Origin of the sequence: Sphingopyxis solisilvae (genome assembly GCF_015475875.1) — a bacterium.
GTDB lineage: Bacteria > Pseudomonadota > Alphaproteobacteria > Sphingomonadales > Sphingomonadaceae > Sphingopyxis > Sphingopyxis solisilvae.
On the sequence record NZ_JADKYM010000004.1, the window covers coordinates 112,875 to 133,910 of the forward strand.

The window sequence follows — 21,036 nt, forward strand, 5'->3', positions numbered from 1 at the left end:
GCTTCCGCTCAATGCGGGGGCGGCAGCTTCTTGTCCCGATCATGGCGGAGTTGGCAGGGAGATCTTGTCAACCGGCCCGGACCGCTTCAGCCGGCACCGACCGGCGCGTCGTGCACGATCGAAACCCTGGTTCCGGGATTGGCGCCCACCGTTTCGACGGTCGCGTGAAGCTGTCTCGCCAGGGCTTCGACAATACTGGTCCCGAGGCCGGGCTTAGCCGCAGCCAGCTTGCGCGGTGTGCCTGCGCCGTCGTCACGGACCGTCAGCGTCCATGACACGCCCAGCGCATGACAATCCATCAGGATCGTTCCACCGCGTTCGCCCGGGCACGCATGCTTGAGCGCATTGATGAAGAGTTCGGTCACGATCAGCCCGAGGCTGACCGAGATGTCGGCATTCACCATACTGTCGTCCTCGCTCACCTTGAGCGAGACAATATCCGGGTCGCAGATCATCGAGGCGCCGAGGCTCTGGCAAAACTGCGTGAAATAGGCGCGCAATTCGACCTCGCCCAACCGCGACGCCGCAAGTTGTTGCTGGACGGTGGCAATCGACATCACGCGATTATGCGCATCGCGAAGATGGCTTCTCGTCTTTTCCGACTGCACCCTCCTCGCGCACTGCATGAGCACGCTGGCGATGATCGTGAAATCCTGGTCGAGCAGAAGGGCGGGTGCATCGGAGACGGCAATGACGGTAAGCGCGAGATCGAGCGCAACGTAGACATGGATGGTGCGGGTCATCATGGCCCCTTTCGGGGAGACCAGAGAGCTGACGAGCTTGAAAGCCGGGTCCGGGGAGAAACGGCGCGCTCGCGAATACGAAAAGCCTGCCGCTAACAGGGACGGAATATCATGAATGCAGGCGCGCCGCGCCAAGATCCCGCTCCATCGGCGGTTACGCGCGATCGATTGAGCAAGGGGTTCGGTATTGCCTCGTGTCGCCATCGCTCACTAAAGCCAAGCGACCGCTTTCAGGTGGCGAATGACTCGGGCTGAAAGGCTGAAATCGGGCGCAAAGCCGCCTTTCGCGCCTTCAAATTACCGCTTAGGACTCGAACCTGCGCCGCGGATTTGGATGGTGCCCGACAACCGCCCACGCTAGGCCATTCTAAATTTAACGATTCGAATTCAGGACATTTCGGGAATTGTTGGTAAGCGTCGACAGACTTCGGCCGGATACCAACAATCGTACCAACAAATTGCTCGAACTGGGCTCAATCTGAAAATTCCGCGTGAGACGCCCCGGGACGATTTGGGATCGTTCAATCCAACGCTTTTCAGCCAATTTTTCGCTGCTGAAGGTGGGACGCTGTGGGACGTCATGGGACGCTCTGGGTCGGCCTGGCAGGGGCAGCAGGACTCGAACCCGCGACCCTCGGTTTTGGAGACCGATGCTCTACCAACTGAGCTATACCCCTAGGCCGGAGTGCGCCCCTAGCCCGATTGGCGTGGGGGGGCAAGGGGGATCGCGGCTTGCGAACGCGGTCGCGCCTGATATGCGCGATCGGGCATGCCCCCTGCCCCCGCCTCGACCGCCGCGCCGCAGAATTATCTTGGCGGCATCGGATTGCGGTTGCTGGCGATGATCAGCCTGTCGCTGATGTTTGTCGTGGTCAAATATGTCGACCGGGCGGGTGTGCATATTGTCGAAAGCCTGTTCTGGCGCCAGGCGCTGGTGTTGCCGTTCCTGCTGCTGTGGGTGCGTGCGACGGGCGGCTTCGCCTCGCTGAAGACGCAGCGCCTCGGCGCACATATGCGGCGGATGCTGATGGGCCTCACCGGTATGGCGTGCAATTTCGGGGCGATGATCCTGTTGCCGATGGCCGAGGCGACGACGATCAGCCTGTCGGTGCCGATCTTCGCCGTGATCTTTGCCGCGCTGCTGCTGGGCGAAGCGACGGGCTGGCAGCGGTGGAGCGCGGTGATCGTCGGATTCGCGGGCGTACTCGTTGTGCTGGCACCCTGGACGGGTTTTGCGGGCGGATTCGGCGGCGATCACGGCGTCGGCACATTGGTTGCGCTGGCGGGAGCGGTGATGACGGCGCTGATCACCATTGCCGTCCGCGACCTTGGCCGCACCGAAAATGCCGCGACGATCGTGTTCTGGTTCAGCCTGTTGTCGATGGTGCCGCTGGGCCTCGCGCTGCCCTTTGTCGTCACCCCGCACGATTCGACGGTGTGGTTGCTCCTCGTCGCCCTCGGTCTGCTGGGGGCGATCGTCCAGATGTCATTGACCGGAGCGCTGCGCCTGGCGCCGGTGTCGGTCGTGATCCCGATGGACTATACCGCCTTGCTGTGGGCGATCCTCGCCGGCTGGTGGTTTTTCGGCACCCTGCCCGCCGATACCACATGGGTCGGCGCGCCGCTGATCGTGGCGTCGGGCCTGTTCATCGCCTGGCGCGAACATCGTCGCCACATCAATCGTCCCAAGGAGGTCGCCGCATGACATGCCCGATCCTGTATCACTGCCCCGATGCCCGCTCGCTGCGCTGCCTGTGGGCGGTCGAGGAGACGGGTATCGATGTCGACCTGCGCGTACTGAAATTCCCGCCGCGCGCGTTCGAGCCCGATTATCGCGCGATCAATCCGCTGATGACGGTCCCGGCCTGGGTCGAGCGCGGGCGGCTGATGACCGAATCGGCGGCGATCTGTGAGCGCATCGCCGAAGCAACCCCGCTGGAGGTCCGCCGCGACGAGGCAGATTATTGGGATTACCGCAACTGGCTGCACCGCAGCGACGCGACGCTGACCTTTCCGCTCGCGATCATGATCCGCTACACGCGGGTCGAGCCCGAGGAACGGCGGCTCGCACAGGCCGTCGCCGACTATAAGGCATTTTTTGGGGGTCGCGCCAAAAGCATCGAAGCGGCGCTGGCCGACGGGCGCGAATGGCTGGTCGCCGGCCGCTTCACAATCGCCGACATCGTGATCGGCTATGCCGCCTTTCTGGCGACGACGCTCGGCGCCGACGATGTGCTGGGCGAAGCGACGGCGGCGTGGCTGGCGCGCTGCACCGCGCGCGACGGCTTCAAACGCGCCCGGCAACGCCAGGCTGCCGGCAGCCGCGTTCAGTAGCCCATCAGGCTCAGCACTTCCTTGCGGCTGCGCTGGTCGTCGAGGAAACAGCCGAGCAGGCGGCTGGTCACCATGCCGACGCCGGGCGTGCGGACGCCGCGGCCCGTCATGCACCCGTGCTGCGCGTCAATCACCACCGCGACGCCGTGCGGATGCAGATTGTCCCAGATACAGCGCGCCACCTCGGCGGTCAGCCGTTCCTGCACCTGCAACCGCCGCGCATAACCGTTCAGCACGCGGGCCAGCTTCGAAATGCCGACGACCCGGTCGCGCGGCATATAGGCGATCGACGCCTTGCCGGTGATCGGCGCCATATGATGTTCGCAGTGCGACTGGAACGGGATGTCTTTCAGCAGCACCAGCTCGTCATAGCCGCCCACCTCCTCAAAGGTGCGCGCCAGATGGATCGCCGGATCCTCGGCATAACCGCTGCAATATTCCTTCCACGCGCGCGCAACGCGCTTCGGGGTATCGAGCAGCCCCTCGCGCGCCGGATCGTCGCCGGCCCATTCGATCAGGGTGCGGACGGCATCCGCCACATGGTCGGGGACGGCGACCTTGCCGTCGGCGCCCAATTCGTCACTACAATTGCTCATTGCCGCGCTTTCACTGTTGCATTCTTGCCGCACATTTCGGTGCCCATGCGTCTTTAAACAAGCATGGCGTAAAAACAAATTTGCAATGTGCGCAAGTTTACGTTGCGGAAACTTGGCTTTTTGCACTTTTCCGATCGCGCGCATTTCCATTGCTTTCCGGAACGAACAAGTGGCTTGACGCTCGCGTCAACTAAGCGCACCTTTGGGTTGCATTACAGAACCCGCCGAAGCGGGTCGTGATCCGGAGAGGCCGGCGTTTTTCCCCGACGCCGGTGGGAGAGGAAGATGACCAGCACAGCTGGCAAGTGGGATACACCCGGGCGTCGGGCCGTTGCGGCCCGGCAGCCTTTGCCATGTCTGGTCCTGTCCCCTCCCCTTACCACAAATTGAGTTTGGGCGACCCCGCATCCGCGGGATCGAAAAAGGGAGGTTTTACATGAAGTTCAAGGCACTGATCGGAACATCGATCCTTGCGATGGCGGTCGCGACACCGGCAGCGGCGCAGAGTTCTGCGGAAACGGAACGCGACGCTTTCGGCGGCGAAATCGTCGTGACGGCGCAGCGCCAGTCGGAACGTCTGCAGGACGTGCCGATTGCGGTCAGCGCCTTTTCGTCCGAAGCACTCGAAGCGCAGCAGATCAAGACCCCGTCCGACCTGCAACTGACCTTGCCCAATGTCACCTTTACCAAAACCAACTTCACCGGCGCGAGCTTCACGATCCGCGGTATCGGCGACCTTTGCGTCGGCACGACCTGCGACAGCGCGACCGCGATTCACCTCAACGGCGACCCGCTGTTTTCGACCCGCTTGTTCGAAACCGAATTTTACGACCTGGAACGCGTCGAAGTGCTGCGCGGCCCGCAGGGCACCTTGTTCGGCCGCAACGCCACCTCGGGCGTGGTAAACGTCATCACCGCAAAGCCCCGGCTCGGAACCTTCCAGGCCGCGGCCGAAGGCGAATATGGCAATTACAACTCGATCAAGGGCAAGGGGATGGTCAACATTCCCATCGGCGACAATATGGCATTTCGCCTCGCCGGCATCTATCTGAACCGCGACGGCTATACGCGCAACGCCTTCCTCAACACGCGGATCGACGATCGCGACCTTTATTCGGTGCGCGGTTCGCTGCGCTGGGAGCCGAGCGACGACACCACCATCGACCTGATGGCATCCTATTTCCGTGAAAAGGACCAGCGCACCCGTATCCAGAAACAGCTTTGCCAGCGCGACCCGACCGGCATCCTCGGCTGCCTGAACACGCGCCGCGACAATGCTCCCTTCAACGGCAACGCGACCTTCACGGCCGCGCTGACCTCGCGCGAATTCCTGGCGATCCGGGGGATCCCCACCGCCTTTGCGCTCGGCAGCCTTTACGGTCCCGATGTCTATGCCAACACGACGATCCCGTCCGATCCGCGGGTGGTAAACACGGCCTATACGCCCAGCTATTTCACCAGCGAACTGACGTTGCAGGGCCAGATCGACCATAATTTCGGGCCGGTGTCGTTGCAGGTGTCGGGCCAGTATCAAAAGGTCAAACTCGACGCGTCGCAGGATTACAACAGCAATGTCGGCAACCGTGCGCTGTATGCGGGCGGCCTTGCCACCTTGCAGGCCGCTGCCGGCGGCGCGCTCGGTGCGGCGCTTATTCCTTATTTCGCGCCCGTTGCGGCGGCGATCATTCCGAACGGCCCGACCGGCCAGCTGTGTACGTCGCTGGCCGAGGAAAGCGGCTTCGGCGCCTATGGCGGCAAGAAAATCTGTAGCGACCAGTCGCTGCAATTCGACCGGTCGAACCAGTATAACAGCAGCTGGTCAGCCGAGGCGATCCTGTCGAGCGATCTCGACGGACCGTTCAACTTCCTCGTCGGCGGTATCTACGCCGACTATCATCTGACCGAGAACAGCTATTATGTGAACGCCTTCCCGATCGATTATCTGACCGGGGTGCTGGGCGCCTTTACGGCAGTAGGCGGTGCGCTGCCGCCGTCGTTCCTCGCGACGCCGTTCTTCCGCAACAACACCGACGATTTGAAGATCAAATCTTACGGCCTGTTCGGCGAAGCCTATGTCGAATTCAGCGACCGGCTGAAACTGACCGCCGGTTTGCGCTACAACAACGACAAAAAGGCCGTCCGGGCGCGTTCGACGCTTGCCAGCTTCCTGGCACCGCACGGCGGCACCGGCAGTGTCTTTGACTCGCCGTTCGTCGGCTCATTCGACGCCGACCCGGGCACGCCCGGCAACCAGATCATCCAGGAGCGGCAGGTCAAGTTCAACAAGCTGACCGGTCGCCTGGTGCTCGACTTCAAGGTGACCGACGACAATCTGCTCTACGCTTCCTATTCGCGCGGTTATAAATCGGGCGGTATCAACCCGCCGCTGCAACCGATTTTCGCAGTGCCCGAATCCTTCCGGCCCGAGCAGGTCGACGCGTTCGAAATCGGATCGAAGAACAGCTTTGGCAACGGTGCGCTCCAGCTGAACCTGACGGCCTTCTATTATAAATATAAGGATCTTCAGCTCAGCAAGATTGTCGCCCGTACCGCGGTCAACGACAATGTCAGTGCCAATATCTATGGCTTCGAGGCCGAAGCATTGGTCCGCCCCGACCCGGCGGTGGTTATCAACCTGGGCTTCAGCTACCTGCACAGCAAGGTGTCGGAAGACAAGTTCACCAGCAACCCGCGCGACTTCGGTGGCGGGCGTGCCGATGCGGTGATCATCAAGGACATCACCAACGCGGCAAACTGCGCGGTGGCATCGCGTACCGGTAGCGCGGCGGCGGTCAATGCCTATGTCAATCAGGTTCAGTCGCTGATCAACGGCGGCCTGATCCCGGGGGTCGCCGCCGGCGCGAACCTGCAACCGACGACGGCGTTCCCGTCGGACGGCGGCATCGCGTCAACGGGTGCCTTCAGCATCTGTTCGGTGATGGAAGCAACGGCCAGCACGGTGGGAGCAGCCTTTGGCGGAATCGACTATTTCTCCGCCGGGGTTCCGGTCAATATCAAGGGCAACGAACTGCCGCAGGCGCCGAATTACAAGTTCAGCGCGGGCGTCCAATATACCGCTCCGCTCGGCGGCGGCGGCATGACCCTCGTTCCCCGGCTCGACCTCGCCTACACCGGTGAAAGCTATGGCAGCATCTTCAACGGCAATGTGAACCGGATCAAGGGCTATGCCCAGGTCAACGCCCAGATGCAGCTGAACGGGCCCGACGACAAATGGTATGTCAAAGGATATATCCAGAACATCTTCAACTCGGCCAGCGTGACCGGCCTGTATATCACCGACCAGTCGTCGGGGAATTACACCAACATCTTCACGCTCGAACCGCGTCGCTACGGCATCGCGGCGGGCGTGAAATTCTAAACGCTCCACGGTAACGCCAAAAAGAAACCCCGGCCTCTCCATCGAGAGGCCGGGGTTTTTTATATTCGCTGGCCGGGGGCCGAAGCGTTTTTCGCCCCGGCCCCAACGGTCAGAATTTGAAGCGAACGGTGCCGCCATAGGTACGCGGCTGGCTGGGATAGCCCGACACACTGCCTGCCTGCGCAACGGCCGGGAAAATCGTCGTCAGATACTGCGCGTTGGTCAGGTTGCGACCCCACACCCCGACGTCGAGCCCGTTGGTCAGGCGGATCGTGAACGACGCGTTGAGGCTGTTGACCTCGCGCTGCAAGCCTTCCGCGACGCCGGCGGGGAAACCGGCCAGACCTTCGACGATCTGGACCGGGCTTTCATAGCTGTAGTCGACATGCGCGATCGCCTTGGTCCCGCCCGCAAATTCGTGCGTATAGGTGGCGCCCATCGTCATCGACAGTTCGGGGATGCCCGCCGGGGTGGTGCCCGAAATGTCGCCAAACGCCGAATTGACGAAGCTGTCATATTTGGCGTCGAGATAGGTCGCCGCCAGCGTCAGGTTAAGCCCGCGCACCGGCCGTACCGATCCGTCGAACTCGATACCAAAGGTCGATTGCTTGCCGGCATTGGCGAGCGCGAAACCGGTTCCGGTAAAGACGTTGGACTGGAACCCCTTGATCGACTGTTTGAACACCGCGACGTTCACCGCCGCAACATCCCACTGGCCCTTCAGGCCGAATTCGTAAACCGTCGATTCCTCGGGCGCCGCAAAGCGCGAACCCGCCGCAAGGTTGGTGGTCCGCAAACCGGCCGCGGTGATCGCGGGAAGGTCCGACGCCAGCGGTCGGCTGTCGCGCGACAGGTTGACCGAGCTGGCCTTGAAGCCGGTGGCATAGGTCGCATAGATATTGACCGTGTCGGTCAACTCATAGGCGGCGCGCACGCTGTACGCGAAATCGCCGTCGTTCGTCCTCGCCTTTTCCACCGAATTGGGGACGTTCAGGAACGGCGGCAGGAACTGGAACGCCTTCAGCCCGTTGAGCGGGTTCGCCGCGGGATTGTTCTGGTTCGCGTTGGCAAAAGCGACGAACTGCTGAAAGATCGGCGCGGTGGCGGGGTTGGTCGCAAATGCGCCGACCGCTGCCGGATCGTTCGGATTGACGCCTGCCTGTTGCAACGCACCGCCGAGCAGCAGCTGGTTACGGAACGGCGCATATTGCGGCGCGTCGAGGTTGATGCCCGAAAACACATCGGTGCTGACCACATCGGTCGCAAACCGCTTGCGGTCCTTCGTATAGTTACCACCAAGCGACAGCGTCAGCCGGTCGGTCACTTCGAAATCGACCGTGCCAAAAATCGAGAAGGCGTCGTTCTTGAGCGTATAGGCTTCGTCCAGACCGTCGCCCGCGCGGAAGAACGTGCCGATATAGCGCGTCGGAGCACCTTCGAGCGCGCCAAAGGTCTGTTCCAGCAGCGCGACATTCAGCGCGTTGCCGCTCGCCGCACGAATCAGCTGGTCGCCATAGGGACGGAACTGCGTTCCGAACCGTATGTCATTCTTCTGGTTGATCTTTTCATTGAAATAATAGCCGCCGACCAGAAAATTCAGCGGGCCGTCGAAATCCGAGGTCAGGCGCAGTTCCTGGGTAAAGGTATCGATCCCCAGATTCTGGCTGTTCTCGCCGATCAGGTCGGCACCGGTGAAGTCCGAATCCTGATTGGTCAGCGCACGCACTTCACGGTAGGCAGTGATCGAGGTCAGCGCCAGCGCCCCCAGATCATAATCGATCTGCGCCGACCCCCCGTAATTTTCGATCTCGTTCGACGACAGGAAATTGTTGTAAACGCGGTACGAGAAGGGATTGTTGGCATCGACGCTGGGACCACCTGCCAGCGCGTTGGTGATCGCGACCGTCGGTCCGGCGATGACATTGCCGGCGATGCAGCAATTTTCGTCGATCTTGTCGTAATCGCCGATCAGGCGGATCGACAGCGCGTCGGTCGGTTCGAACAGCAACTGGCCGCGCACGCCCCAGCGGTTGCGGTCGTTGACGTCGGTGTCGAGTTTCAGATCCTTCGCGTAACCGTCGCGGCGGTTATAGGCACCGCCGATCGAGAAGGCGACCGTGTCGCTGATCGGGCCGGTGACGTCGCCCTTGACGGTGAGCGCGTTGAAATTGCCATAGGTGACTTCGGCCGAGCCACCGAAGTCATACTGCGGTTTCTGCGTGACGATGCTGATGACGCCCGCCGACGCATTTTTCCCGAACAGCGTCGATTGCGGCCCGCGCAGCACTTCGATGCGTTCGACGTTCGGAAGGTCGCCGATCTGCGCCGCCGAGCGCGAGCGATAGACGCCGTCGATGAACACGCCGACCGACGGTTCGATGCCGGCGTTGTTGGCGCCGTTGCCGAACCCGCGGATGATGAAGTTGGTGTTGGCGCTCGATTGCAGCTGCGACACGCGCAGGCTGGGTACCGCGGTCTGCAGGTCGATGAGGTCGCGGATCTGCGATTCCTCAAGCTGCGCCGCCGACGTCACCGATACGGCAACCGGCGTGTCCTGCAACGTCTGCGAGCGCTTGCTCGCCGTGACGATAATCTCGTTGCCATAATCGGTGTCGTTGGCCGCCGGCGCGGCGTCCTGAGCGAAAGCATAGGCAGGGGTGGCACCGGCGCACAGCATGGTGGCGCCCAGCAAAAGGTTGCGCAAAGTCATGATGTCTTCTCTCTCCAAATCGGTGCAGGCGCGGCCTTTGGCCAAGGTGGGAGATGCCTCACCGGATCGGTCCGCTGTAATATCGCGGCGCGCTCCGTCAACGCAGCGCGATGACACGATGCCGATTTTCTGAAAAATAGTGACCGAAAAGCAACAGTTTGCACTGCAACATAAAACGGACGCCGGCGGCGTCGGATGCTTACCTGTTCTTCCGATGAATGGTGCCCGGGGACGGGATCGAACCGCCGACACTGCGATTTTCAGTCGCATGCTCTACCAACTGAGCTACCCGGGCAGGGCCGCTGCGGCCCTTGGCCGCGCTGGCGAGCGGCGGCTATAGGCACGGCTTTCTGTCCTGTCCAGAGCCTTTGTAATGCTGTTTTGCCGGATCAGCCTTCGTCGAAACGATCGTCGTCGGCGGTACCGTCGGGCGGCTGGTCGGCCGGGACGCGATAGCCCTCGCCGAACCACGCAAGCAGATCACGGTCCCGGCATCCACGACTGCAAAACGGCTTGAACTGCGGCTGCCGCGGTTCACCGCATAACGGGCATGTCGCTGGTTTATTGGGCATGGCCAGCGCCTTTTACCGCCGCATCGGCGACGAGCGCAACCGGTCGGCCGGTGCGGCTTTGCAACGCGGCAATCCATTCCGGGCGCGCCGCAATATACGCGGTCAATCCTGGCCTTGCCGTTAGCGTCAGCCGCCCCGTCCCTACCGCACGCTCGGCTTGGCGGAACAGCAAGGTGGCATCGGTCGCCATCGGGTCGAGGCATATCTGTTCGATCAGCGATGGGCGGTCGCGGCGTCGGACGATCTGCATGAAGCCAAAGCCGTTGACCGCGGTGCGCTCGAAAGGCGGCGGCAGCATGGCGTCGACGGCGGCATCGACCGCGTGGCGTGCGGCGCGATCGGGCAGTGACGGGAAATCGATCCCGATCGACCCGCCGATGTCGCAGCGGCGGATCAGGGCCGCCGCGGCGACCGCCCCGGCTTTTGCGAGTTCCAGCGCATCTCCATCGCCATCGATATCGATCAGCAGCATCGCCGGCGTCGCATCGACCCACAAGGCGCCACCCGCGAACGGCCAGTGACCCCTGCGAACCTGGTCGATCAGTTCGGACCAGCCCGCCTGCTCCAGCCGGTCGGGACCGGTCGGGCGCAGCTCGATCACCGGCAGTCCGCTGGCGACGATGCGCGCGCGCAGGTCGGGGCCGTCGCCAATCGCTGCCCCCGTCTCGGCGACCCGCGCGCGGGCGGGTTTGTCACGTCCGCGCTCACGCAGCGCCATGCGGGTGATTTCGACCGTCAGCGCCGCACCCGTCGATATCGCGGGCGGCAATCCCGTCAGCGAGGCGGTGGGCGCTCCGGGCCAGTCGAGCGCTACTTTTGGCGATTTGCCTGCCTCGACCAACCGCGCCGCAACAATCGCGCCGACGCGCGGCCCCTCCCCTTCGCGTTCGATCCGCGCTTCCAATATGGTGTCGCCATCGACCAGCGCGGCGCGTGCCTCGCCGATCCCGGCTTCGTACAGCCATTCAGCCAAGGGGGATTCCGGCGCTGGTCAGCAGCGTTCGCGTTTCAAACAGCGGCAAGCCGACGACGTTCGAATGGCTGCCCGACAGAAAACGGACAAAAGACTCGGCCCGGCCCTGAATGGCATAGCCGCCCGCCTTGCCCATGCCCTCGCCACATTCGACATACCAGTCGATCTCGGCTGCGCTGAGCACCTTGAACGCGACGATGGTGTCGGCCACGCGGAGGCGCGGCTTGTTGTCGACACCGACGACGCACACGCCCGACCACACATGGTGGCGCCGTCCTGACAGCAGCGCCAGCATCCGGCGCAGGTCGGCCTCGTCGACCGGCTTTTCCAGGATGCGCCGTCCGACGGCGACGGTGGTGTCGCCGGCCAGCACCGCCTCGTCCGCGCCGCGTTCGACCGCCAGTGCCTTGCCCCTGGCAAGCCGGGCCACATAGTCGCGCGGCAATTCGCGCGGCAGGGGCGTTTCGTCGATGTCAGGCGAAGCTATACGCGCCGGAGTCACGCCGATGCGCGCCAGCAACTCCCGGCGGCGCGGCGATGTCGAGGCAAGAACCAGTTTCATGCGCGCGGCCCATTCGCCGCGCCGGACGGCATTATTGCGGTCCGGGGCCGCCACGACCCGGCATGAAGCGATAGGTGATCCGACCCTTGGTCAGGTCATAGGGGGTAAGTTCGACGAGCACCTCGTCACCGACCAGCACGCGGATGCGGTTCTTGCGCATCTTTCCGGCCGTGTGGCCCAGAATTTCGTGGTCATTTTCCAGTTTGACGCGAAACATCGCGTTGGGCAGCAGTTCGACCACCTGGCCGCGCATTTCCAGAAGTTCTTCTTTCGCCATCAGTCCTCAATGGGTTTCGCTTTGAAATGATGCGCGCCCATAGCGGCAATTGGCCGCGATGGAAAGCGATCTGTCATTCAACCAGGCCAAGCTTGCGCGCCGCGCGCCATGCCAGTGTCTTGCCGCGCGCATAGCTGGGCCAGCGCGGCGGCGTTGCGGGGTTCAGACCGAAGCGACGGAGCATAGCGTTGGCGACATGCGCTTCGGACTCGCGATAGCTCCATTCGCTGCGCCAGGTGATTGACAGCGAGATCGACGGCGCGTCGCCGTTGGCGACATAATGCGGCGCCATCACGGGCATCAGCACGGCATCGCCCGGCGCCAGCGCGACCTTTTGCTGCGCGCCTTCGAACCGATCATCCCACGGCAAATTGCGGTGGCCGCCGGTGTGGTAGCGCTCGTGCTCATACTGTGCCGCAAAACGCTCGTCGCCCGACGGCCAGACGTTCATCACCTTGGTCCCGCGCAATTGCAGCAGGATATTGTGCTCGGGGTCGAAATGATACGGCGTGATCGAACCCGGCGACGAAATGAAGATGAACCCCTGTGGCGTCACCATCGCCCCGGTGCGCGGCACCACCACCGGTTCGAGTTCGCCGAGCAGGTCCATCAGCAACGCGCGATAGGCGGGGACATTCTCGATATTCTTGAGCACCGCCCAGCTGCCGTTGCTGTCGATCGTGCGGATCGTCTCGCCTATCGACAGGCCGTTCGAGGGAATATCTTCGGGGCGGATCCCGATCGGAACATTGCCCGGATTATATTCGACCTCGCTCGCGGGGAGAGCCTCGCCAAGCTGCGCCAGCGCATCGATCGTCAGCAGCGGATGATCGGGCAGGTCGTGGTGCAACAACCCCGCGTGCAGCGGGTACAGTTCCGCCATGCGCGCCAAGGTGGCGGGCGGAAAAACGCTGCGGGCGATGGGACGATGCGCGGTCATGGCAGTTCTTCTATTCCAGTTTTGGAGGCGGCGTCACCCTTGCGACGGCGCCAGAGGCGTTCGGCGCGGGTCAGCATGGCAAAGCGAAGCCGGTCGCCGGGCGACGACAGCGCGGCATTGACCCACACCAGCGCCCGTCGCTCGCGCCAGACGCTGTCGATCATCGGATGGTCCGGCGCGGCGCAACTGTCGACCCAGGCGATCGTCGGATCCTCCAGCAAGTCAAGATTGGCTTGCTGCAACAGCACGCCCGGCGAAAAACGGGCATAATCCTCGTCGAACGCGGTCTTGAACGAAAAGCCGCCCGGCGGCGCCAGGAAGTTGACCAGCATGGCGAGCGGCTGTTCATCCAGATCGAGCGCACGCATGTCGAGCCGTCCCGCCGCAGCAGCGCCGGTCAGAATCGCGCGGAACCACGCCTGCGTGTCACTGTGGCTGGCGAGCGCCGATCCGGCACGACCCTTCCAGCCGCGCGCCTCAAGATCGAGAAACGTATCGATCCACGGCTCGATCGCTTCGCCCGCCTGCCAGCGCCGAAAGCGCACCGCACCCTGTTCGGCGAGCCGGTTCGCCTGCCGCCTGAGTTCCTTGCGCTTCTTGGCACGCACCGCGGCATCCCAATACTCCGCAGGCGACAGGTCGCTGTCGAGCAGCGCGCGTTCCTCGCGGTGCACCAGCTCGGCCTCACCCCCGCGCACCCGCGCGACATCGACCAAAGCGCGATTCAGCGGCCCGTCCTCGGTCAGCCGCGGCACGCGCAGCAAGGTTCGCGCCCACGGTGCCGCATCGCACCAGCCGAGCAGGATCGACCAGAACAGCCGCTCAAACCCCACGCGAACCAGGGGCGCGCCATGGAAATGATTGGGATGCGCCCAACCGGTGACATGGCGCAGCGGCAGGCGACCATAATGCGTCGCCAGCGCGATCGGCATGATCCCGATCACCGGCCCGTCGCTGCCGTCGCGCACCATCACCAGCCGCGCGTGCCGCTCCGGATCGAGCAGGTGCAGCGCCGATTGCAGGCACCAGCGTTCGGCAAAGGGGTTCGGCTCGCTCGCCTCCGCCGCCAGCCGGTCCCAAGCCGCCGCCAGCTCGTCCGACAGCGCCAGCGGATCGACCACGCGCACCGTCAGCGGTTCGGCGGTGGCGGCGTTGGCGGGAAAGGCGGGATGCACCGTCATCGGGTGGAGGTTAGCAGGAAGGAGTTAAAATGGGGTGGCTGAAATGACCGTCGCCCCCGCGCAGGCGGAGGCCGCAAGCGGTCTATTCCTGCTTCGCGGCGTAAACCTACAGCGGCCCCCGCCTGCGCGGGGGCGACGGATGATCCTCAAATCCCGAACAATTTCGCCAGCGACTTCTCCAGCATGAAAAACTGCCAGATCAACCGCCCATGGTCGCGCCGCCCCGACTGGTGCGCAGCGACGATCCGTTCGATCTCGGCCATGTCGAACCAGCCCGACCGCGCCAGTGTCGACGACGTCGCCAGTCCCCTCGCCTGCTCGACCAACGCCCCGCGGAACCACTGCGACACCGGGGTCACAAACCCCATCTTCGGACGGTACAGGATGTCGTGCGGCAGATAGCGTTCCATCGCCTGCTTCATGATCGCCTTGCCGGTTGATCCCTTGACCCGCATCGACGCGGGCAGGCTCGCGGCAAATTCGATCAGCCGGTAATCGAGCAATGGCTCGCGCGCCTCCAGGCTGACCGCCATGCTCATGCGGTCGGTCTTGTTCAGGATGTCGCCGGGCAGCCAGATCATCAGATCGGCATATTGTGCGCGGTCGAGCGGCTCGCGCGCCGGTGCCTCAGACATCGCTTTCCAATAGCGCGCCTCGGCGACATGATCGCCCAGCGCGTGATGCGCCGCATCGTTGAACAGGCGCGACCGCTGCCCCACGCCGGTGACCCCGACCGCTTCGGCATAGCCCTCCGCCCCGCTCTTCGACAGGCTGGCGAGCGTCGCGCGGGCGCGCAGCGGGCGCGGCGCCCAGTCCATCGGCGGCCAGACCTTCGCCAGCGGCCCCAGCACCCCGCGGCGCAGGAAGCCGGGGATCAGCCCGCGCAGCTTTTCTTCCTGATGCTGGAACACCAGCCGACGGTACCCAGCAAACGCCTCGTCGGCGCCGTCGCCCGATAGCGCTACCGTCACCTCCTCGCGCGCCAGTTCGCACACTCGGTACGTCGGCAGCGCGCTGGCGTCGGCAAAGGGTTCGTCGAAATGATCGGCGATCGTATCGACCAGCCCGAAGTCGCCCGATGACACGGTGCGCGTGCGATGATCGGTCGCGAACCGCTCGGAAATTTGCTGGGCGTAGGCCGTCTCGTCGAGCGCCGCCTGATCGAACCCGATCGTGCAGGTCTTGACCGCCTTGGAACTCGCCTCCGCCATCAACGCGACGACAGCGCTGCTGTCGACCCCACCCGACAGAAAGGCGCCGAGCGGCACGTCGGCGACCATGCGGTCGGTCACCGCCGCGCGCATCAGGTGGACCAGATGCTCGGCCGCCTCGCCTTCCGAAGCCCTGATGCGCTTCGAAAAATCGGGCCCCCACCAGCGCGTCGGCGCAGGAACCGGCTTGCCGCGTTCGAGCAACAGGAAGTGGCCCGCGGGCAGCTTCTCGACCCCCGCGACGATGCAATTGTCGTCGGGGACATAGCCAAAGGCGAGGAAATCCTCGATCGCGGTCAGATTGGCTTCCTGCCGCAGCAACGGATTGCGCAGCAGCCCTTTCAGCTCGGACGCAAACGCCACCGACCCATCCGACAGCCGCGCATAATGCAGCGGTTTCACCCCCAAGCGGTCGCGCGCCAGAAACAGACAACCGCGCTGATGATCGTGGATCGCAAAGGCGAACATGCCGTTCAGCCGCGACAGGCAGTCCGGCCCCCATTGCCGCCACGCCGCGATGATCACCTCGGTGTCGCCGCTGGTGCGGAAGCGGTGGCCGCGATCCTCCAGCTCGGCGCGCAGCTCGCGGAAATTATAGATTTCGCCATTGTAGGTGAGCGTCACCGCCTCATCGTCGCTCGCCATGGGCTGCGGGCTGCCCTCGATGTCGATGATCGACAGGCGCAGATGGCCCAGCCCGACGCCCGCCGCGGTCCACTCGCCCGCTCCGTCGGGGCCGCGATGCTGCATAGGTTGCAGCATCGCGCGCAGCCGCGCCGGATCGACGGGCTTCGCCGTTTCCAGATGATAGATGCCCGCAATCCCACACATGGCGCGGTCCCTAGCGGGTTTTCAAGGCGCGGTCAGCCATTGCCTTGGCTCCGCCCGACGCGGAAACAAAATCCTCTATCGCATCGCGCCCGCCCTGCCGCTCCTCGCTCGACACGATCAGCGACAGCGCACGCGGATCACCGCCCAGCAGGCGCGCTCTCAGCCCCGCCAGCTTCGCCCGCCGCGGATCGCCGGTCACCGCGCCATCGACGACATACCAGGTCGCCGCATCGCGCAGCACTGGTCCCGGGTGCAGCAACCGTTCGGTCTTGGCGCCCTCGACGGTGGGCAGCGACGCGCTCCACGCCCATCGGCTGTCGGGGTCGACCGCCCCCTGCCCGAACGCGACGACCTCGCGGCCCTCGGCCTGGCGTTCATAACCACCGATCGCCACCGTCACCCGCCGCCCGTCGGCATCGACAAAATGGCGCAGCAGCCGCTGGTCGGCGCCGTCGAAGCGCGGCGTCCACGCCATGCCCTCGGCGCGCGCTTCGCTCCATCCGCGCGGCGCCTCGACCGCCATCGTCTCGGGCAACGGCGCGCTACGTCCGCCGACCAGCCATACCCAGCCAACAAAGATCAACGGGATCGCCAGCGCCGCAGCCAACACCGCCTTGGCCGGGCCAACAAAACGCGACGGGCTACCAAGCCCGCCCACATCGACCGCAACATCGTTAGCGGGCCGGTCGAACCAGCGCCACGCCACCAGCATCACGATCGCGATCACCAGCCCGAAAAAGATCCAGCCATAGAAAATATGGTCGATGCCGCCCGCCGCCTCGATCCCCCAGATTTCGGCGGCGACCATCGTGCCATAGGCGCGCAGCGCATTGGCGAGGATCGTCGTCGCCAGCGCCGCGACCACAAAGGCGATCCGCCGCGTCCAGCTTTTGAAACACAGATGCGCCGCAAACACCGCATAGGCGAGCATCGCGATCAGGAAATTGACCCCCGAACATTCCTCGGCGACCTCGAAGAACCCGGCGGGCGTCGTGATGAACACCCCCTCCATCTCGGCGGAAATGCCCGACAGGTGGAGCAGGATGACGCTGATATGCGCGGTAAAGGTCTGGAGCAGCGGCACCAGTTCCTCGCCGAACGGCACCAGCAACAGCGCATAGCCGAGCGGGAACAGCAGCCCGCGCACCAGCTTCTCGCCCAGCGCCGCGCCGACCGCGCCTTGCAGCATCAGCACCAGCCCGAGCTGGCGGAACAATCCGACGCCCGCCGCCTCGCCGACCAGCCACACCAGTCCCGCCCCCGCCATCCATACTAGCGCGGGCCACCAAAAGCTGGGGGTCAGCGGGCGCAGCAGGTCGAGGCGCTGCGACACCAGCCAGCCGATCATCGGCACCATCAGCAGGCAATGGGTAAAGGTCGAGCTATGCCACCAGATGCCCGCCATATCGGCGGCATCGCGCCAGAAGATTGCCAGGATCGCCGCCGACAGCAGCGCGAGCGCGCCCAGATGGCGTTGCCACATCGTCATGCGGGCAACCCCAGCAACTCACCGAGCGGCGCCAGCCGGGCGTCCCAGCCATAACGCGCGATCATCCGCGCGCGCGCCGCCCGTCCCATCTTGGCCGCGGCCTCGCGATCGGAGAACAGCGACCCGATGGCAGCGGCCATACCCGCGGCATCGTCGGCGACCAGCAGATGTTCACCCGCCACCGCATCAATTCCTTCGGCAGCGGCGGCACTGGCGACGACCGGCCGCGCCATCGCCATCGCCTCGAGCAATTTATTCTGCACCCCGCGCGCCAGCAGCAGCGGCGCCACCACCGCATCGGCGGCGGCGAGCCACGGCCGCACATCGCGAACCTCGCCGGTCACGATCACGCCGGGCAGCTTGGCAAGCGCGCGTACCTCGTCGGTCGGCGCGCGCCCGACGATCGCGAAGCGCGCTGCCGGGTCCTGCCGCTGGATCAGCGGCAATATATCGGCGGCAAACCAGCGTACGGCGTCGATATTGGGGCGATAGTCCATCTGGCCGGTGAACACCGCCAGCGGCCCCTCACCGCCATCGACCGTGTCGAATGTCAGCGCGGGGTCGAACCGGTCGGTGTCGATGCCATTCTCGACCGCACGCACCTTGTCGGCGCCCAGCCCGCTACGCTGGCGGAACAGCGCCGCCTCGGCCTCGCTGACGAACAGGCTCACATCGACGCGCCGTGCCACGCCAGCCTCATAAGCGCCGAGCACCTGCGCCTCGCGCTGATGCACCCAGTGCAACGGCTGGCGCTTGTCCTGCTCGGCATAGGTCGCGAATTTGGCCGAATCGACGTCGACAAAATCCATCAATACCGGTCCGTCAAAATTGGCAGGAAGATATTGTGCCATCTGGCCCGAAAAGCCGACGATATGGGTGATGCTCCCACCGCGGATCAACGCATCGACATGACGCGCGAGCGCAGCATGTTTGAACAGTCGGTTCGACACCGGCTCGCCGCGGAGCACCGCCTGCGCCAGTGCCACCGGGCGCGACACGTTGCGCACTTCGATCGTCAAACTCTTGTAAAACCGCGACATTTTGTCACGCGCTATCGCGGCATCCTGTTCATTATCGGCGAGTGCCGCAACATGCACCGGCGCCAGCTTCGCCAACGCCTCGAACATATGCCAGCTGCGGATCCGGTCGCCGCGATCGGGAGGCCAGGGCGCGCGGTGCACGAGGAACAGGATTTCGGGCATCACCGCTCTCCGTCATTGCGAGCGAAGCGAAGCAATCCAGAGCGGTTTACGCCACTCTGGATTGCTTCGCTTCGCTCGCAATGACGCTGGGTCTGATAACAACCGCGCTACCCCAATCCGCGCGCAATCAGCGGCCCGATCCGGTTCGCCGCCCACAGCGGCAGTTTCTTCCACAGATCGACCTGCAACCGATATTTGGCGCTGTTCGGATTGGTATCGCGCGGCGCCTCGCCCGGCGCCAGCCAGCGCGCATAGACCAGCGGCTGCGGCTCGAAACCCCAGTTCTTTTTGTAGCTAAAGGGTCCGGTCCCGACCTTCGAACGCCCGAAATCGAACCGCGTACAGCCCTTCGCCCGCGCATGGCGCATCAGCGCGAAATACATCAGTTCGTTGGCGCGCAGCCGCCGTGCATCGGCAGTGCCGCCGCCCCAATAGGGCATCACCGTGCCGCGCCAATACAGGCTGAGCACGCTCGCAACCGCGCGCCCGTCCTGCCGCACGGTCAAAATATCGGCGTCGTCGCCGAACGCATCGAGCACCGCATCGAACAACGCCTTGGGGAACACCGGCGTCCCGAGATTGCGGACACTGGTCGCATAGACATGATAATGATCTTGCCGCTCGCGCGCATCGCGCCCGCTGGTCACGGTCAAGCCGCTCTCCAGCACCTTGCGGACTTCGGCGCGCTGCTTGCGCGGGATCGCGAGCAATTCGGCATCGTCGTCGCTGGCAAGGTCGCGCGCAAAACCGGCGTAAACGCCTTCCTCGCGCCGCCAGCCTTCGCCATCCGGCTGCGAACCGCCGCGCAGTTCGACCGATGGTACCCCCAGCGATTGCGCCATCGCCGCCGCACCCTCGGCCAACGTCGCCGCGACCGCCGGATTGTCCGCCAATATCCCGCCATCGACCGCAAAACCGCTGCCGACCAGCGCCTGCCCGAACAGCGGCGAGCGGACATGGTGGAGCGGCAACAACCCGGTCAGCGCTCCGCCCGCGTCGCGCGCGGTGACCAGATGGCAGACATGCCCGGTCGCCGCGGTGATGGCCTCGCACCACGCGCGACTGTGAAAGGGCGTCGCCTGCGGATGCGCCGCGACATAGGCATCCCACGCCGCCGCGTCGGACAGCGGCGCGCCGGAAAAGCCATCCTTCACCGGAAAGCTCGGCGCATTCACGCCGCCGCGCGCCACGGCTGCGCGCGGTCCTGCTGCGCCGCGAGCAACGCATCGGCGCGCGTCCATTCGAAATCGGCGAGCAGTTTCTTCAGTTTGCCAGCCATGGCCGACAAGCCGCTGTAATGACGGATTTTCGATTTGACCGGCGCATCGGCGACGCGCGGCTGGCCGGGGTCGATTTCCCATGGGTGGAAATAGAGGATCGCCGGATGCCCCTCGGCGTTCATCCGCGCGATCGCCCAGCGGGTGAAGCCATAGGGCAGCATCCGCATAAAGCCGCCGCCGCCCGCCGCGAGCGTCCGTCCGGCAAAGCGCGCCGTCGTCACCGGCCATTCGACCAGGTCGCTATCGGGCAGCGGCCGCCACGCATGGCGCGGGCTTTGCGGCCAACCATAATGGTCATGGACCACCGGCGCGACGCTGCTCGAATAGGCATAGCCCTGCTCGGCGAGCACGGCATGCGCCCAGGGCGTGCGCGTATCGACCGAAAAACTCGGCGCGCGATAACCGCGCACCGCGACCCCGCCCAGATCTTCGAGGATCGCCTGCGTCTGTTTGATGTCCGTGGCAAATTCGTGCGCAGTCATGTTGAACACGCGCTTGTGGTCATACCCATGGCTCGCGAGTTCATGCCCCGCGCCGACAATCCGTTTGATCAGCGCCGGATAGCGTTCAGCGACCCAGCCGAGCGTGAAGAACGTCCCCTTCGCCCCCGCATCGGCGAAAATCTGCAGCACCGCGTCGCAATTCGCCTCGACCCGGCACTCGAGCGTCGGCCAGTCGGCACGGTCGATCGTGCGCTCAAAGGCGCCGACCTGGAACCAGTCCTCGACATCGACCGACAGGCCGTTTTGCATCATT

General features: G+C 64.4%; 17 protein-coding genes and 2 tRNA genes. 3 read left to right on the top strand and 16 right to left on the bottom strand.

The window, feature by feature from the left end; translation table 11 throughout:
• Nucleotides 1–86 precede the first annotated feature (86 nt).
• Nucleotides 87–743, bottom strand: coding sequence for a sensor histidine kinase (locus tag IR187_RS04550; RefSeq protein ID WP_228765542.1), 657 nt, complete (start codon nt 741–743; stop codon nt 87–89).
• Nucleotides 744–1,344: 601 nt separating this feature from the next.
• Nucleotides 1,345–1,420 (bottom strand) — tRNA-Trp (locus tag IR187_RS04555).
• A 92-nt stretch (nt 1,421–1,512) separates the two neighbouring features.
• On the opposite strand from IR187_RS04555, the gene IR187_RS04560 reads away from it, so the two are divergent.
• Nucleotides 1,513–2,448, top strand: coding sequence for a DMT family transporter (locus IR187_RS04560; RefSeq protein ID WP_194953521.1), 936 nt, complete (start codon nt 1,513–1,515; stop codon nt 2,446–2,448).
• Nucleotides 2,445–3,077 carry a glutathione S-transferase family protein gene (locus IR187_RS04565; protein WP_194953522.1) on the top strand — a complete coding sequence of 211 codons (633 nt, stop codon included), beginning with the start codon at nt 2,445–2,447 and terminating at the stop codon, nt 3,075–3,077. The genes IR187_RS04560 and IR187_RS04565 overlap by 4 nt, the downstream gene beginning before the upstream one ends.
• Here IR187_RS04565 and folE read toward each other — a convergent pair.
• The gene (folE, locus tag IR187_RS04570) at nt 3,071–3,673 is read right to left on the bottom strand and encodes a GTP cyclohydrolase I FolE (protein ID WP_194953523.1); all 603 of its coding nucleotides are present in this window, start codon (nt 3,671–3,673) and stop codon (nt 3,071–3,073) included. The two genes, IR187_RS04565 and folE, sit on opposite strands and share 7 nt — an antisense overlap.
• A 436-nt stretch (nt 3,674–4,109) precedes the next feature.
• On the opposite strand from folE, the gene IR187_RS04575 reads away from it, so the two are divergent.
• Nucleotides 4,110–7,052: a TonB-dependent receptor gene (locus IR187_RS04575; protein ID WP_194953524.1), complete on the top strand. Its 2,943-nt coding sequence runs from the start codon at nt 4,110–4,112 to the stop codon at nt 7,050–7,052.
• 109 nt (nt 7,053–7,161) lie between these two features.
• Here the strand turns inward: IR187_RS04575 and IR187_RS04580 are convergent, their stop codons facing one another.
• From IR187_RS04580 to IR187_RS04640, 13 genes are all read right to left on the bottom strand, one after another.
• A complete protein-coding gene (locus IR187_RS04580) occupies nt 7,162–9,762 on the bottom strand; it encodes a TonB-dependent receptor (protein ID WP_194953525.1) in 2,601 nt (866 codons plus the stop codon).
• A 219-nt stretch (nt 9,763–9,981) separates the two neighbouring features.
• A tRNA-Phe gene (locus IR187_RS04585) sits at nt 9,982–10,057 on the bottom strand.
• Between the two features lie 94 nt (nt 10,058–10,151).
• Nucleotides 10,152–10,334 (bottom strand): DNA gyrase inhibitor YacG, encoded by a 183-nt coding sequence (locus IR187_RS04590; protein WP_194953526.1) that lies wholly within the window; start codon nt 10,332–10,334, stop codon nt 10,152–10,154.
• Complete coding sequence (locus IR187_RS04595; RefSeq protein ID WP_194953527.1) at nt 10,324–11,307, bottom strand: Rne/Rng family ribonuclease; 984 nt, start codon at nt 11,305–11,307, stop codon at nt 10,324–10,326. The genes IR187_RS04590 and IR187_RS04595 overlap by 11 nt, the downstream gene beginning before the upstream one ends.
• Nucleotides 11,300–11,869: a Maf family protein gene (locus IR187_RS04600; RefSeq protein WP_194953528.1), complete on the bottom strand. Its 570-nt coding sequence runs from the start codon at nt 11,867–11,869 to the stop codon at nt 11,300–11,302. Before IR187_RS04600 ends, IR187_RS04595 begins: the two co-directional genes overlap by 8 nt.
• Before the next feature lie 31 nt (nt 11,870–11,900).
• Nucleotides 11,901–12,146 (bottom strand): translation initiation factor IF-1, encoded by a 246-nt coding sequence (gene infA / locus IR187_RS04605; RefSeq protein ID WP_194953529.1) that lies wholly within the window; start codon nt 12,144–12,146, stop codon nt 11,901–11,903.
• Between the two features lie 73 nt (nt 12,147–12,219).
• Nucleotides 12,220–13,086, bottom strand: coding sequence for a cupin-like domain-containing protein (locus tag IR187_RS04610; RefSeq protein ID WP_194953530.1), 867 nt, complete (start codon nt 13,084–13,086; stop codon nt 12,220–12,222).
• Nucleotides 13,083–14,267 (bottom strand): GNAT family N-acetyltransferase, encoded by a 1,185-nt coding sequence (locus IR187_RS04615; protein WP_194953531.1) that lies wholly within the window; start codon nt 14,265–14,267, stop codon nt 13,083–13,085. The genes IR187_RS04610 and IR187_RS04615 overlap by 4 nt, the downstream gene beginning before the upstream one ends.
• A 146-nt stretch (nt 14,268–14,413) precedes the next feature.
• Nucleotides 14,414–16,309 carry an XrtA/PEP-CTERM system amidotransferase gene (locus IR187_RS04620; RefSeq protein WP_194953532.1) on the bottom strand — a complete coding sequence of 632 codons (1,896 nt, stop codon included), beginning with the start codon at nt 16,307–16,309 and terminating at the stop codon, nt 14,414–14,416.
• Nucleotides 16,310–16,319: 10 nt separating this feature from the next.
• Entirely contained in the window at nt 16,320–17,798 is a 1,479-nt protein-coding gene (gene xrtA / locus IR187_RS04625; RefSeq protein ID WP_194953533.1) for an exosortase A, read from the bottom strand.
• A complete protein-coding gene (locus IR187_RS04630) occupies nt 17,795–19,000 on the bottom strand; it encodes a TIGR03087 family PEP-CTERM/XrtA system glycosyltransferase (protein WP_194953534.1) in 1,206 nt (401 codons plus the stop codon). Before IR187_RS04630 ends, xrtA begins: the two co-directional genes overlap by 4 nt.
• 107 nt (nt 19,001–19,107) lie before the next feature.
• Nucleotides 19,108–20,190: a FemAB family XrtA/PEP-CTERM system-associated protein gene (locus tag IR187_RS04635; RefSeq protein ID WP_407699069.1), complete on the bottom strand. Its 1,083-nt coding sequence runs from the start codon at nt 20,188–20,190 to the stop codon at nt 19,108–19,110.
• The gene (locus IR187_RS04640; protein WP_194953536.1) at nt 20,172–21,035 is read right to left on the bottom strand and encodes an XrtA system polysaccharide deacetylase; all 864 of its coding nucleotides are present in this window, start codon (nt 21,033–21,035) and stop codon (nt 20,172–20,174) included. Before IR187_RS04640 ends, IR187_RS04635 begins: the two co-directional genes overlap by 19 nt.
• Between the last annotated feature and the right edge of the window lies 1 nt (nt 21,036).